The sequence below is a fragment of the Paenibacillus sp. FSL R5-0470 genome, assembly GCF_037975205.1.
Classification (GTDB): Bacteria; Bacillota; Bacilli; order Paenibacillales; family Paenibacillaceae; genus Paenibacillus_AQ.
This window is the reverse complement of record NZ_CP150238.1, coordinates 2,573,598-2,587,708: the sequence shown is the minus strand read 5'-3', so window position 1 is coordinate 2,587,708 and position 14,111 is coordinate 2,573,598. Positions and strand designations below refer to the sequence as shown.

Below are 14,111 nucleotides of genomic sequence, written 5' to 3'. Positions count from 1 at the left end.
CGGAATAATGCATTCAGTCAGTAAAAAAGAGCAAGCGTACGGGAATGTTCCCTACTACGCTTGCTCTTTTTACAATTCTCCGCATGTCATTTAAGGATTCGGCTTCACTCCGGTAATCACCCAGCTATTATGATCTTTAACAAGTGAGATCGTCAGTAGCATGGATGGTTCCGGACCATTTGAAGTCGCGGAATCTATGCGCATTTCTATGACTTCTGAATTCGGGTTAATTACTGTTTCTTTAGTAACCTCGTACTTTGTAATCCACGGACTGGATACGCCCGTTACCCAATTCAGTTCAACAAACTGCGGATACATAACCTTTTTGAGTTCCTTGGAAAAGATCGAATATTGAATTGACGCATTCCTGTGCTGCAAACCGAACCCGTATAGCTCAGCCGCTTGAAACGCAGAAGGCAATATGATTCGTTTAGACTCGGGAGCTGGCAAAGGCATGGCTGAGAGCAGCTTTCCATTAGACTGAATCACCGTTCCATTATCAGGTGCACCTATTGCGATACCTGGCAGAAGCAATACACCTGCGATCAGGGTAGCCGCCAATTTCTTTTTACTAATCAGAATCACCTCATAGAAAGCTTTTTCACCTCATGTGAATTGAATTCTAATTATTCCCCGTTATCGCTAACTTTTATGTAACCAAAATGCCAACAAAAAAAGCGACCGTGACAATAACGGAATCGCTTGTGAGAAATAGAAATCTATTATCGTTCTACCGATTGTTTAAGCCGTTGATCAGGCGTGAAAAAGAGTCGGTAGCTCAGTACACTTAGCAGTATACTTGTTATGGCCGCAGAAGCGGTGAATGAGAACACAATCAGAATCTGGTAGCGAACAGCGATTACCGGATCAGCGCCTGCTATAATCATACCCGTCATCATACCTGGAAGCTGGACAAGTCCTACTGTCTTCATTCCGTCGATGGTAGGGATCATGCTGAATTTCACAGATCTTTTTCTAACTTCATGGATCGCTTGTGGAACCGTTGCACCGAGTGACAACAGGGTCTCGATTTCCCCTTTGCTCTGCTGTATTTCGTGCTTGATATGGTTAATGAACAAACCCGAGACAACCATAGCGCTACCAATGGTCATGCCACTAATGGGAATGATATATTGTGGGGTCGCCTCAATAATATGTAAGCCGAGCAGAATCCCCATCATAAGGAGCTCCATAGTAGCGATCGCAAGTCCAATTCTCCAGACTAATCCACGTAGACCTTTTCCTCTTTTCGCTGCATTCCATGCGGCTACACTTATCATGAAGATTATTATCAAAATAACATAGATCATCTGATCGGTTTTAAAAATAAATTGCAGTACATATCCGACCGCAAGCAATTGAATTGCCGACCTTATCGTGCCTACAATAATATCTTTTTCTAGTCCGAGCTTTTGCCATACCGAGACCAACATCGTCCCTAGCACAAACAGAAGCGTGAAACTCAGTGCAGTATAACTCATAAGAATGACGCTCCTTCTAACGGTCGAATAAATCTTTTTGCCAAGTTTTCCGCAGATTCAGCAAAAAAAGATTCACTCAAGTGCTGTTCCAGCTTACCATTCCCCATAAACCATGTAGTAGTGCTTATTCGGCTAGCCTGTTTAAGGTCATGGGTCACCCAAATCATTGAAGTCCCTTCTTCTTTATGCCACTGTTCTAGTAGATCCTCTACCCTTTGAGTGCTGTCAATGTCTAGTGATGCAGTGATTTCATCGAGCAGTAGAACATTAGGTCGCAGCAGCAATGACCGAATCAGGGATATCCGCTGCTTTTCACCGCCAGAGCAATCTGCTGCTTTTTTACTCAAATCCAATTGTTCCAGCCCTAGTTGTTCCAATAGCCGCTGTACTAATTTATGGTCATATGGTCTGTCATGCAGCTTGCTGACAGTTCTTAGGTTATCCTCCACACTGCCAGGCAACATAACCGCTTGTTGAGCCACAAACCCGATTTTCATTCTCCACAGCTTTGAATCCATATTTTTGAATGAAGTGCCCTTGACAAGCATATCCCCTTCATCTGGAGCATCCAGCAGAGCCATTATTCTAAGTAGTGTGCTTTTACCTTGACCCGAGGCACCGATCAGAGCGATTCGGTCCGATTCAGATATTTCAGCGGAGATGTCCGAGAATAGATATTTCGAAGCTTGTTCGCTACTTTTCCAGTTCAATTTTGCAAGTCTTTGAATTTCAAAAATACTGCTCAATGCCTTACCTCCTATTGCCAATCGAGAAAATATCATACCATTTCGTATTATAGCATTTTAGCTACATAAAAAAAGAGAAAGGCATCTCCCCCATGAGACATGCCTTTCCCATATATTAATTAATTTATTGATTAAACCGAGCTGTAACGAACACCGCAGGTGAATTCCAGTAGATCGTTACCTCATTCGTAGAATAACTAAGTTCATGATCGGCAAAGCACTGAGCGGCTGGTTTTCCTTGTAAATGTTCTACTACATATTCATCATGAAGCCCACGATCTGGCCCCCCAGATACAAGACCCGGCACAGGATCAACCACATGGTCACCAACAGATGGACGATGATGCGGATGCATCACTGGATGATCGCCAAATCCGGTAACATAACTGATATCCAGTACGTTACGACCCATCAGATAGTGCAAATGATCTAGCGCACAGTCCGCAAAGCTCGAATCTCCACTAAAATATTCAGCCACTAGCAGCAGCATAGCATTGTTCATTACTAGCATATTGCTACCCCAAATATAGTCTTCCTCTTTCAAAGAGATCCTATAGCCATCCTCGCGACTCTGTTCAGATAAACATCCAGCTTCAGCTAGAAGTCCTTCTCTTAAGGAAGCATACAAAGCACGGTCTGCTAGATCTTCACCATTTAATAGATACGCAAGCGTGCCGTAGCCCCCCATATCTGCCCAGCCTAGACTGTATTTTGAAAAAGACAACTGCACCAGTTGCAGAACAGCTTGATGGTATTCTTCTTTCCCCGTCGTACGATAGAGCTCCGCAGCTGCCCAATACCGCTCATCCTTGTCGTTCCCATCTCCATATTCACCGGTGCTAATTTCTGGAGGATTTATAAACCCTGGCGCATCTGGATGTTGAATAAGCCATTCCCAAGCTAGTGTTGCGGCATCCAGACATTTCTTCGCATAGGCTGAGTCAAAGGGCTCATATATCCGCGCTGCCATGGCCATGACTCCAGCAAAATCTCCAGTGGCGGTTGCTGACACCGGTGAGAAATATAGATCTGCTGTATCAGCCTCTGGCATCACATCCAAATCTGGAAAGCTCAGCGTAGTCAGTTTATGATACACTCCACCTGTTCTATAGTCTTGCATTTTGAATAACCAATCCAGCTCCACTTTGCATTCCAGCAATATATCTGGAGTTATCCCCCCACTTTCAGGAATCGGGATAGCGCTTACAAAAGCAGATGGATATAACTCATAGGCTAGTAACAGATCGGCGATGGCCTTGGCTCCGGGTCCACTATATTTACCATAATCACCTGCATCATGCCAGCCTCCAGAACAATCTAGCCGACGCTCCGTTTCACCATATACAATTCCCTCTGCTGTATGACATGCCTTATGCTTCCAATCTCCAGCATACTCTTCAGTCAACTCAACCCCGCAACGATAATAATAAAAGGCCTTCAGCAAGCCCTGTTGAAGCTCCTGATAAGGTTTATCTGAGATTATAAATGATGCCGAAGCTATCCCCTCACCTTGCTCAATCCGGTATCTGCCCACTGCATGAACCTCAGAAAAGTCACCTGTATGTACAGTTACTCCGCTTGCCTCATCAAATCTGGGAGCACCTGTCTGCCCTTCGAATACAACATTTCCATGATCAACATCAACAACCTGAAAGTCATGTCCAGCACCAGTAAACACTGCAATCTTTTCTCCACCCACCGGATATCCGATTTGATTTACAGTAATGGTTCGGAGTCTACGCTCACTCATGTTCATTCTCCTTCATATCAAATTGATGAAGCCAATGATTACAAGTCTCTCTTTCAAGTTGAGAATACTCTATTCTAGTTGTACGTGGCAATGATAACTACAATAAAAAACCTAGAGTTAACCAGAAACGGTAACTCTAGGTGATATAATCAGATTATTTGTCTCCAAGCAGCTTAATAAAGTTAGCTGGAAGTGTGAATTGCTGATTGTGAATCACTATACGGCGAAGCTCCTCAAAGGAACTAAGATCATCATCTTCATCGTCGTCTTTGATTTCCTTAATGTCCCGATGCAGTCGCTCCATTTGCAGATCAAGTGCATGAGCGGCATCCGCTGCATTTTTCAATTCACGCGTCATACTCTCTGGTACTGACTTATTATATTTATAGAAAATTTTATGTTCGAGACTTGCCCAGAAATCCATAGCAATGGTACGAATTTGTACCTCAACGCACACTAACTCCTGACGATCTGACATAAATACAGGTACCTGAATCAGCAAATGCAAACTTTGATAACCGTTAGGCTTGGGATTCTTAATATAATCCTTCACTTCAAGAACCGTTAAGTCGTCCTGCTTCTGAAGCATTTCACTTACATGATAAATATCTGAGATAAAAGAACAGGTAATTCGTAGACCTGCAATGTCTTTAATACAATTTCTCACAGAATCTAGAGATAATTCTCCATTTTTACGGAGCATTTTGTTCATAATACTCTCGGGAGACTTGATTCTCGATTTGGTATGTTCAATAGGACTGTAATCGTGAAGAGACTGAAACTCCTGTTTGAGGATCTCAATCTTCGTCTCCATCTCATCAAGCGCAAATTTATAAATCAACATAAACCGGGTGATCTCGTGCTTAAGCTTCTTAAATTGTTCGATTTGATTCTCGGGGGTCATTATCCATTTCTCCTCTTGTAGCTTTTCTCTATATTTATCATAGCCAATCCACTAGTGAAATTCAAATTCAGCGAGCGAATGTGAGGTTATTCAAAGTTAATTTGATTCAAATCCCATATTTCAAATGGGGTATTAACCTCCCCATATTCTACCACAACCAATGATTAGCAGAAAAAGAGCTCCCTCTCGGCAGCCCTTTCATCTGTTACAGTAACTGTTCTTTAGTTAAGCTGTTTCCACTTTTGCTCCAACGTTTGAGGGACATAACTTTCTAATTTTTTTAATAGTTCCAAGGGTTCTTGATCTATATTTAACAAACTAAGATGCGAAGCGTTAGAAAATCCCTCGTTAATGCTGTGTTGAATTAGATTCATCAGAGGATCAAAATAATTCCTGATATTTAAAACCCCTACCGGTTTCTTATGTATACCGATTTGTGACCAGCACAATACCTCAAACAGCTCTTCATACGTTCCAAAACCGCCGGGTAAAGCAATAAAGCTATCCGCCAGCTCCCCCATTTTTGCTTTTCGTCCATGCATATCGTCCACTTCTATCAGCTGCGTTAATTCTCTATGTACCATCTCTCCATTAAACAATCCCCTAGGCATAACTCCGATCACCTCACCTCCACCGTTCAAAACAGCATTGGCGACTTCACCCATTAATCCAATTTTTGACCCCCCGTAAATTAAGCGATAATCGTTCATAGCCATGTAGTTTCCAAGTTCAACAGCTTTGACTTTATATTCCTCATGCACCCCTAAATTCGATCCTGCAAAAACACAAATTGATTTCAAATCCTCATCTCCAAACTATATATTGATAATATCCGACATCTAATATACTATATGTTGGAGAATAAATCATATATAAGATTAAGGAGTGCTACATAATATGGAGATCAATGAAGTGCAGAAATGGATTAAAAATTATTATGGACAAAGAGGCTGGACCGATTATGGTCCTTTTATACGGGTTGGATTTCTTATGGAAGAGACCGGTGAGGTTGCACGGGCAGTACGCTCCTATGAAATCGGAAGAGATCGCCCAGATGAATCTACCCCTCCACCAGAGCAACTGAAACAAGACTTGATTGAGGAAATTGGTGATGTGCTAGGAAATATAGCCTTGTTAGCCGATTTGTATGGTATCACTTTAGAAGAGGCATTTACTGCACATAAGGAAAAATTAGTTAAACGCTTTAATTCCTAAGGAGAAGTAGAAAAAGGGCTACAATCGGCATCACCGTATTGTAACCCTTCATTATCTAACTATTTAAACCTCGTTAAGCATTACTGCCTAATGTATGATTCGAAATAGCATTAATTATTGTTTCCCAATCATCAGGGTGAACTTCGTGACCCGTTCCTTCTAGGGTTAGTAGCGACGCATTAGGAATTTCATCGGCAAGCGCCAGACCATGCTCCAATGGAAGTACGCTGTCTTCTGTACCGTGGATAACTAAGGTAGAAACCATGGTATTTTTCGCCTTCCCCTCGTAGTCATCCACTCCTGTAAGAAGCGAATGATTAAACATGCTGAGCAAGTTGTTTGCACGTTTTATTTCCATCCTAACTTGTTTATACGCTCTTTTCTCATCGAATTTATGTTTTGATCCACAGAGTATGCTGGAACCGGAAACCAAGTAATCTGCGACCGCTTCTTCATCTGACCAATCCAGACTAGCTCCATTGGCATGAAAAGCGAGGATCCTCTCATCCATTGGAGGTAAGTTCCGGTCATTATCATCAGATTCAAAAATGCTAGATGCGATCAATGTTAAGGTTAGAACTTTTTGGGGATGACGTATAGCAAGGACTTGTGCAATCATTCCGCCTAAGGACATCCCAACGATATTTGCCTGTTCTATATTATAAGCGTCAAGTAACCCAGCAGCATCATCGGCCATATCAATTACCGTATAATTAGAACTCCCAGGCTCATATACAACAGAACGTCCCACATCCCGGTTATCATACCTTATAACATATCGTCCTGTATCTGCTAATCGTTTACAGAACTCCTCATCCCAATAAACCATTGAACAAGTGGCACCCATAATTAGTAATACTGCAGGATTGCTGGGGTCTCCAAAACTATCCGAACATATATCAATACCGTTTACTTTAAATATCTTTTCGCTCATTGTTTATTCCTCATTTCATTCGAATTTGGTAATCAAAGAATGCACACTTAAATAAGACCCGTCACATTTTGAAATAAATGGATGTTGGTATCATTAAATTGTACCTCGAATTAACGCAAACGAATGAACTTGATGATCACGATAAGCACTCTCCTACTTCATATTAACGGGTTGTTAACCCAATTTCGATTATAACATAAAAAGACTATCCTCTGATTTTGAATCAGGAGATAGCCTTTCCATATATCCAGACAAAACTATTCGTTAAATAAATACTTCCTCAACGGTCAAATTTCGCTCCTTGGATAAATCCCTAAACGTAGTTTCATCTACTTTCACTAACGGTTTAAAAATATCCAAAGGGTTGTTCATAATAATCGTACCTTGCTCTCCGTTGCTAAGCTGAACACTTTTACCTACGAAGTTCGGCAGTAAATGTCCAATCAAAGCTTGTACCGCATTTCCATTCAGCTTGCCAAAGCCCAGCTCATGCACCTTGCGCAGAACGGTAATCAGCCCTTGTTTGGGTTGATTCACTCTTGCAGAGGTCATCCCAACATAGGCATTAGCAACAGCCACAATCAGTGTATACGGGTGCAGGTCCGCCTTACGAAGCATATTAGGATAACCAGTCCCATCCTCGAATTCATGATGCTGAAGCGCCACCAGAGCGGTCTTCTCGTCATTCATAGATTTAAGAATAATATCGTATCCATACGAAGTGTGACGCTTTAGTTCTTCAGTTTCCTCAGGGGTTAAGATCCCCGTCTTATTTAAGATAGATGGGTCGATCTGACTTTTTCCTATGTCGTGTAAATACCCTGCCCGGCTAATCTCGTAGCGTTCTTCTTTGGTATAACCTAACCAAGTCGCTATGTAAAATGATAGCAGTCCGACCTGTAATGAATGATTGTATGTACCAACGTCTTCTCGTTCAAGCAACAACAATAAGGAAACTACATCCTTATGTTCATCCATTTTTTCCAGCAAGGGCTGCAACGTAAGATCAACATCTGACTGCGTGAAACTACCCTTGCTGAGTGCTTCTAGAAAAATAGATTCATAGTTTTGGATCGCTAGATCAAAGTTTCCATTTAGGCTTTGCTCCAGATTCGTTCCCTCATTATCCATCGCAATGCTGCGAGGTTCAATATCGACATAATCGATACGATGTCTCATCAGGAGGGTGATTTCTTCTTGGTAAACAATTGTCCCTTTTGGGAGCACGTGTAAACCAACACTATTAAAAGTGTCCAACATAAGACAATCGCCATGTTTGAGATCCGTGACATGAGCTTTCAAAATTCTGCACCCTTCCTATCAATAGGTATATTTTACCTTAAGGATAGCTAAATTATTCCAAAGTCACAATATGGTTAAAGTCTCATTAACACTCTCAATTAGTTCAAAAGACCCCCGCAACATCACCTAAAAAGGAATACTAAAGTCCGCTATCACTTTTCCAATCAACTGATCCTTCGCTACAAAAGGAGTAGCCCAGAGATGAGCATCGTAGCTTATATTCCGGTTATCTCCGAGAAAAAAGTAATGATCCGCCGGAACCGTAACGGGTCCAAAAGTATAGTTCATCCGCTCATTAAGATAGGGTTCATTGATCTCTGTTCCATTTCTATAAAGGGCTCCATCTTTAATTTCAATGGTATCACCTGGCAACCCTATCAACCGCTTTACATATCTTTTATTCTCATCACCTGCTACCGGAGGCGTAAACACGACGATATCTCCATGATCGAGTGTCGTCATCCATAACATTTTTTCAACGATTAGACGGTCATTAATTTCAATTGTAGGAATCATAGAGCCAGTAGGAACCCTCATGGCTTCAGCAACATAAGTTCTTACAAACAAAGATAGGACCACTGCGATAGCAACACTAGGCAAATATTGTTTGATAAATTTCAACATAATTGCTCACCTCATATTCATTTTATGGGTACTCAGAATATCTAAATCCCTTACGAGTGGTGCTGTAGCTTTTTTTCGCTCGTTCATATTCAGTTCATATTGTCGTCATGTATAGTTCATCTTCATCGGGTAAGCTTCCTTTAGCAACTCGTTAAGATAGCTAGAATAAAGCGATTAGAACAGGAGAAGATGCAAGTGAAACCAGAAGAAGAGGTTATTAAAAAAAGGATGAATAAACCGCTTAAAATTATACTTATTTCCTTAGGGGCTTTAGCTACTGCAATAGTGCTTTTTCTAGTGACTGTTTTTGTCGCTAATATTTTCCTCAATAAATCGGACCAAGCTAAAATAAAACCCTATGGTCAGTCTGTAAGCGTCGATGGTAAAAATATGAATGTTTTGATTCAAGGAAATGGTGAAGAGACTGTTGTGCTCTTACCTGGTTATGGAACGGTGGCACCGGGACTTGATTTTAAGCTGCTAATAGATGAACTATCACCATTTTACAAAGTTGTTGTGATTGAGCCTTTCGGTTATGGATTAAGTGATAGAACTGAAAAAGAGCGAACCACAGAAAACATTGTGAGTGAAATTCATGAAGCTGTAAAGCAGCTTAATATTGACCGTTATATTCTAATGGCACACTCTATTTCCGGTATGTACAGTTTGAATTATGTGAACAAATATCCAAACGAAGTGAGTGCATTTGTCGGGATTGATAACAGTATTGCAACGGAAGACAGAATAGGTGTTAAAGTACCAACAGGAAAATTAAAACTACTTAGAAAATCAGGCTTGGGCAGATTGTTATTTAAATCAAGTGGAAATCCCTATGCTGAATTACCGTTTGATGATGAAACTAAAGAACAATTGAGATTGCTTACGCTTAGAAACACTTATAATTACACTAACTTAAATGAAGTGGAAAATATGTCTTCTAATTATAAAGGGGCTCTAAATTCAACTTTTCCAAAGGATCTCCCCCTTTTGCTCTTTGTTCAAGGGGATGATACTCTCTTAAAAGATTGGATATCATTGCATGAAGAGCAAGTCAAAAATTCCGTACAAGGAAAATTGGTAAAACTTGATGCAGGACATTATCTGCACCATACCAAATCAAAAGAAATCGCCGAAAATTTTAAGACATTTATGAAAGAAATAAAATAAGTATAGATTGTATCGCTCAGATTGTCTAAAGCGTTTCACCTATTCTCCATGCTGCTGCATCATGTGCAAGCTTCCTTGCATTTCATGCCGCAGCATTTTTTTTCTTATTCATAATCGTTAATATTTACGTACCCACACTTCTAAAACCGCTCAATAATGCGATTCATTTCCCCATCTACGTCCATCAAAGTATTCTTAGGTATATGAATGACCAACAAACCGCCAAAGATCTGTTCACATTTCCCATCATTCTCTGTGATCCGTTGTTTAAAAGCAGAAATGGCTGCTGAATCAACAGCCTCTTTACTGAGGAGCCAAGCGTACCTTTTGAAATGAGATTTCTGTACAGTTTCCTGATAGTAATAGATCCCTAGCTCTTCTTTCACCCGTATAATATCACCCATTGTAACACTTGGATTAAAGATCGGCGTCTCTTCGATGCGGTATTTATCTTTACCGACTGGAGTAACATCAAGGATTTCTATTTCACGGCCTGCTGGATCGAAGCAAATATGTAGTCCTGACGAATCTAGCATCAGCACACCTCAATTCTATTCAAAATCTGATCTTGATGATTCTAAATAACACAAAACACAATAAATACATTAAGCTTGTAATCCCGAACAACCTGAAGATTCCCGGCGTTAAAAACATATATAAACTGTATGGAAAACTCCAAATAAAGGCGAGAAGCATGAGAAGGCTTCTGTTTAAAGAGACACCTATCGCAAGTAATCCGGCAGGCAACACCAACATTACCATACTTATTATAATACTGGATTGATTCGTAACCTCAGCATACGGATTAATGAATATAAATATAAACCATAAAAAAACGGTCATCAAACTGGATACATATCCAATGAGTTTAATGATTGTTAAGTTTATGGATTGCTCCATTCCATCACCTCAATTCTTTCGCAATAATTCTCTCCAGCCATTTCCACGGGAGCAGCGTTTTGCCTAAGATCAAGATCCGGGTGCCTTTGCCGATAGGATACCGAAGCCTCGGTGACTTCATTTCAGTAATACGACCGATGAGATCTGCCACTTGCTTTGGATCAGGTGCAGTTTCAGCGGTATGCTTGGAATATCGTAGCACAGCGTCCAGACGGTCTCTATAAGGAGAATCCTCGACTTGACGAATTTGTGCCATTCCTTTTCCCCAAATCGGAGTACGGAAGGAGCCAGGTTCAATTAATACTACACGTATTCCATAAGGAGACATTTCATGACGCAGACTTTCACTGAATCCTTCTACTGCAAATTTGGAAGCTGCATATGGAGCATACCCCGGAAACCCGGACAACCCGCTTATACTCCCCACATTAATAATCGTACCACGTTTCTGTTCTCGCATAACTGGCAGCACAGCTTTTGTGACCGCGACTAATCCGAAAAAATTCGTCTCCATTTGCTGACGCCATTCTTCCATGGATATCTCTTCTATGAAGCCGCCTATAGCAAAGCCTGCATTATTTACCAAAACATCAATTCTTCCGAATGTTTCATGTACTGAGGTTATAGTCGCCTGTATAGAATCACTATCGGTAACATCCATGGTCATAAAATGAAGCTGCTTCAAGAGTCCTGCTTGCTCTGCCTGCTGTTCAAGCTCGCCTTTACGACTCAAATCGCGCATGGTTGCTACAACTTTGAATCCCTGTCCTGCTAGTTTAAGGGCTGTGAGCAGTCCAAATCCACTAGAGGTTCCGGTTATTAAGGCCACTCGATCATGCATTCGATCTAGATGTGAATTCATCTTTGACTCTCCTTATATTTCATTATTTCAAAAAAGCAAACAAACGTTCTTTTTCGGATTGACTATCCATTAATTTCAAGTTATAGTAAGTGTATCATTTATATTTCTGCGGGAGAAGCACCTCGCAAGATAGGCATTCATGCCTATCTTGGAGGTGCTTTTTTTGCGCACATAGACTAATTAGGGAGCTGAAATGAATGTTTATTCACAATTTTAGTTATTTAAAGAGGTTTGTCCAATTAATCCTAGTAGTAGCTCTCCTCAACATCAACCTTACATTAGCTTCTGCAGGTACAGACTGGGATTCAGCCTTAGATGACATTAACGGTCTCCATGGTAATTATACCTCGCTTCAAGTAGCCCTCAAGTCCGATAGCTCAAAAATTCAAATGCTACGTAAGCAGAACAATGAAGCTCTGAAATCTATTCACTCTGTCATAGAGTCAACAGATAAGGTTCTGCTGAGTCGTTTATCATCTGAAGCAACGTCGGCTCAGAAGAAACATGCTCCTCTACTGGACCAATACAGCACACTCAGTAAGCAGTCTACCGCAGCCAAGAAAGCTAAGGACTTTAAGACAGCCACTCTCCTGGATCTAAGACGCAATAAGCTCAAAGCTGCGGTAACACTCGCTAGAACTGAAATTAAGGCCAAGACAGACGCTTTGGCAACTGCCCGCAAGCAAACAGCTGCCAAGATCAAGCCTATCAAAGATGCTCTGGCACCAATCACAGCTCTGAAGAAGCAAATCACCGCCGAGAACAAGAATATCGCTGTAGCGCAGAAAGTTCGTTCAGAAGCAGATAAACAATATAAATCGGCTGTAAAACAAGGGGATGCAATTAAGGCAGTATCAGAAATGAAAATATCCTATGAGCAAATGAAACGAATTCATGACATGCATCAGAATATTTACAGCTGGGAGCAGAAGATCTCCTTAGCTCTACGATCTGCAGAGTCTAAGCTTCCATAAGGATTCGTTCCCACCGGCTCATATCAGCTTCACTAACATACTAATTAGTTGGGCTGCAGGCACAATTAGGAGCTGAGCAAATATAGTACCTATAAATCGCGAACCCATCAATACCACATATATTTTTCCTAGCTGATCACGGTATTCTACATTTTCAGTGGCTTTATGGGTAATAAGACCAAGCTGTGGGTCGATAAATATGGTCAGCAGTATAGTCGCCATTCCGTTAATCAATCCTGAGGCTTGAGAAGCAGTCGTGCTATATTGAGGCATTAGATGAGCAGCATACAAAGATGATATGACCCCTACGGTGTAAAAGGCTGTAACAAAAACATTCATAACAATAAAACGTTTAGGAATCCCCAGGTATCTGAAGTTATATAGATTCACTTTTGGTTTTCTTATGTATTTTCTAGTATTTTTTAACTGCCCGATCGTTACGCTCGTAAGCAGCTTGGGAATAGAACCTTCGATTTCAAGCTTTGAGATGATTCTCCCAAACAAGCCTACAAAAGTAGGGAAAATAGCAATGGCAATTAATGTCCCTAATGAAGAAGCTAACAATATAATTCTCAAGTAATTAAGAAGTGGGAAATCAGAATGTATTTTGGCATAATCTACGAATTTAGCCGTCAGTGGAGCTTGAATCATGTTTGCAGTTCTTGACACGAGAACAATAATGCCTGTCAGAGACAAAGCAATAGCTATCTTGTTCAGCTTCACCCCGGCGTATCTTACCGAATAAGATAAGGTTTCTGCTGTATGAATAATCATTGTAAGCAAGCATACTACAATCAAGCTATTTACCATTTTTAGGTTCATCTCCATTAAAAGCTATTTATCTATTCGGTGCAGTTTTGGGCGAAAGTATTGATCCAGTCCGTAAGAAAGCGTAATTCCAACGGTATATCGAACAAGGTCAATCCATAGGAATCCCTTTCCGAGAATCAACCCACCGAGTATGGTAGCACGGATGCTGTTGATCCACTCTGCTTGATACAGTTGGCTAAATTCTATACCGAAACTAAACATCAGGCTCCACATAAAAGCGATCCACAGCTTCCGGTTCACTAGCAGTACACGAAACATAAAGTAAACCATGCTGCCCCAAAGCGCATCTCCAAAATGTCTCGTTACAAACAAAGGTAGCTGTTCCGAGAATGCTCTAGAGCATAACCCCAGTACAATAACAATTAAGCAGATGCATCCATAAATAACTCTTTCTTTTAAAGCATTGACTCTCATTTCCATC

16 protein-coding genes are annotated in these 14,111 nt (G+C 40.9%); 3 read left to right on the top strand and 13 right to left on the bottom strand.

Annotated elements, in window-relative coordinates:
- Positions 1-90: 90 nt before the first annotated feature.
- The 6 genes from MKY99_RS11095 to MKY99_RS11070 form a co-directional block, all read right to left on the bottom strand.
- A complete protein-coding gene (locus MKY99_RS11095; RefSeq protein ID WP_149644088.1) occupies positions 91-585 on the bottom strand; it encodes a hypothetical protein in 495 nt (164 codons plus the stop codon).
- A 137-nt stretch (positions 586-722) separates the two neighbouring features.
- Positions 723-1,481, bottom strand: coding sequence for an iron export ABC transporter permease subunit FetB (gene fetB, locus MKY99_RS11090; RefSeq protein WP_042187159.1), 759 nt, complete (start codon positions 1,479-1,481; stop codon positions 723-725).
- Positions 1,478-2,227: an ATP-binding cassette domain-containing protein gene (locus tag MKY99_RS11085; protein ID WP_339270473.1), complete on the bottom strand. Its 750-nt coding sequence runs from the start codon at positions 2,225-2,227 to the stop codon at positions 1,478-1,480. The genes fetB and MKY99_RS11085 overlap by 4 nt, the downstream gene beginning before the upstream one ends.
- A gap of 124 nt (positions 2,228-2,351) precedes the next feature.
- Positions 2,352-3,977, bottom strand: a complete 1,626-nt coding sequence (locus MKY99_RS11080) for a glycoside hydrolase family 9 protein (protein WP_339270471.1) — start codon at positions 3,975-3,977, stop codon at positions 2,352-2,354.
- A 154-nt stretch (positions 3,978-4,131) separates the two neighbouring features.
- Positions 4,132-4,881 carry a GTP pyrophosphokinase family protein gene (locus tag MKY99_RS11075; protein WP_042187155.1) on the bottom strand — a complete coding sequence of 250 codons (750 nt, stop codon included), beginning with the start codon at positions 4,879-4,881 and terminating at the stop codon, positions 4,132-4,134.
- A gap of 221 nt (positions 4,882-5,102) precedes the next feature.
- Complete coding sequence (locus MKY99_RS11070) at positions 5,103-5,681, bottom strand: TIGR00730 family Rossman fold protein (RefSeq protein ID WP_339270469.1); 579 nt, start codon at positions 5,679-5,681, stop codon at positions 5,103-5,105.
- Between the two features lie 97 nt (positions 5,682-5,778).
- On the opposite strand from MKY99_RS11070, the gene MKY99_RS11065 reads away from it, so the two are divergent.
- The gene (locus MKY99_RS11065) at positions 5,779-6,096 is read left to right on the top strand and encodes a MazG-like family protein (RefSeq protein WP_076283026.1); all 318 of its coding nucleotides are present in this window, start codon (positions 5,779-5,781) and stop codon (positions 6,094-6,096) included.
- Positions 6,097-6,169: 73 nt separating this feature from the next.
- Here MKY99_RS11065 and MKY99_RS11060 read toward each other — a convergent pair whose 3' ends face one another.
- From MKY99_RS11060 to lepB, 3 genes are all read right to left on the bottom strand, one after another.
- Complete coding sequence (locus MKY99_RS11060) at positions 6,170-7,030, bottom strand: alpha/beta hydrolase (protein ID WP_339270467.1); 861 nt, start codon at positions 7,028-7,030, stop codon at positions 6,170-6,172.
- A gap of 264 nt (positions 7,031-7,294) precedes the next feature.
- Positions 7,295-8,332 carry an HD domain-containing phosphohydrolase gene (locus MKY99_RS11055; RefSeq protein WP_042187147.1) on the bottom strand — a complete coding sequence of 346 codons (1,038 nt, stop codon included), beginning with the start codon at positions 8,330-8,332 and terminating at the stop codon, positions 7,295-7,297.
- Positions 8,333-8,458: 126 nt separating this feature from the next.
- Positions 8,459-8,956 carry a signal peptidase I gene (lepB, locus tag MKY99_RS11050; protein ID WP_076283028.1) on the bottom strand — a complete coding sequence of 166 codons (498 nt, stop codon included), beginning with the start codon at positions 8,954-8,956 and terminating at the stop codon, positions 8,459-8,461.
- A gap of 189 nt (positions 8,957-9,145) precedes the next feature.
- Here lepB and MKY99_RS11045 point away from each other — a divergent pair, with 189 nt between their 5' ends.
- On the top strand, positions 9,146-10,123 hold the full coding sequence (locus tag MKY99_RS11045) for an alpha/beta hydrolase (RefSeq protein ID WP_339270466.1): 978 nt from the start codon (positions 9,146-9,148) through the stop codon (positions 10,121-10,123).
- Positions 10,124-10,263: 140 nt separating this feature from the next.
- Here the strand turns inward: MKY99_RS11045 and MKY99_RS11040 are convergent, their stop codons facing one another.
- Positions 10,264-10,659, bottom strand: coding sequence for a DUF4265 domain-containing protein (locus tag MKY99_RS11040; protein ID WP_042187136.1), 396 nt, complete (start codon positions 10,657-10,659; stop codon positions 10,264-10,266).
- A gap of 368 nt (positions 10,660-11,027) precedes the next feature.
- Positions 11,028-11,885, bottom strand: a complete 858-nt coding sequence (locus MKY99_RS11035) for an SDR family oxidoreductase (RefSeq protein WP_339270464.1) — start codon at positions 11,883-11,885, stop codon at positions 11,028-11,030.
- A 197-nt stretch (positions 11,886-12,082) separates the two neighbouring features.
- Between MKY99_RS11035 and MKY99_RS11030 the strand changes: the two genes are divergently transcribed.
- Positions 12,083-12,859 (top strand): hypothetical protein, encoded by a 777-nt coding sequence (locus MKY99_RS11030; RefSeq protein ID WP_339270462.1) that lies wholly within the window; start codon positions 12,083-12,085, stop codon positions 12,857-12,859.
- An 18-nt stretch (positions 12,860-12,877) separates the two neighbouring features.
- Here MKY99_RS11030 and MKY99_RS11025 read toward each other — a convergent pair whose 3' ends face one another.
- On the bottom strand, positions 12,878-13,669 hold the full coding sequence (locus tag MKY99_RS11025; RefSeq protein ID WP_042187128.1) for a lipid II flippase Amj family protein: 792 nt from the start codon (positions 13,667-13,669) through the stop codon (positions 12,878-12,880).
- A 24-nt stretch (positions 13,670-13,693) separates the two neighbouring features.
- Positions 13,694-14,104, bottom strand: a complete 411-nt coding sequence (locus MKY99_RS11020) for a DUF2809 domain-containing protein (protein ID WP_081382731.1) — start codon at positions 14,102-14,104, stop codon at positions 13,694-13,696.
- Between the last annotated feature and the right edge of the window lie 7 nt (positions 14,105-14,111).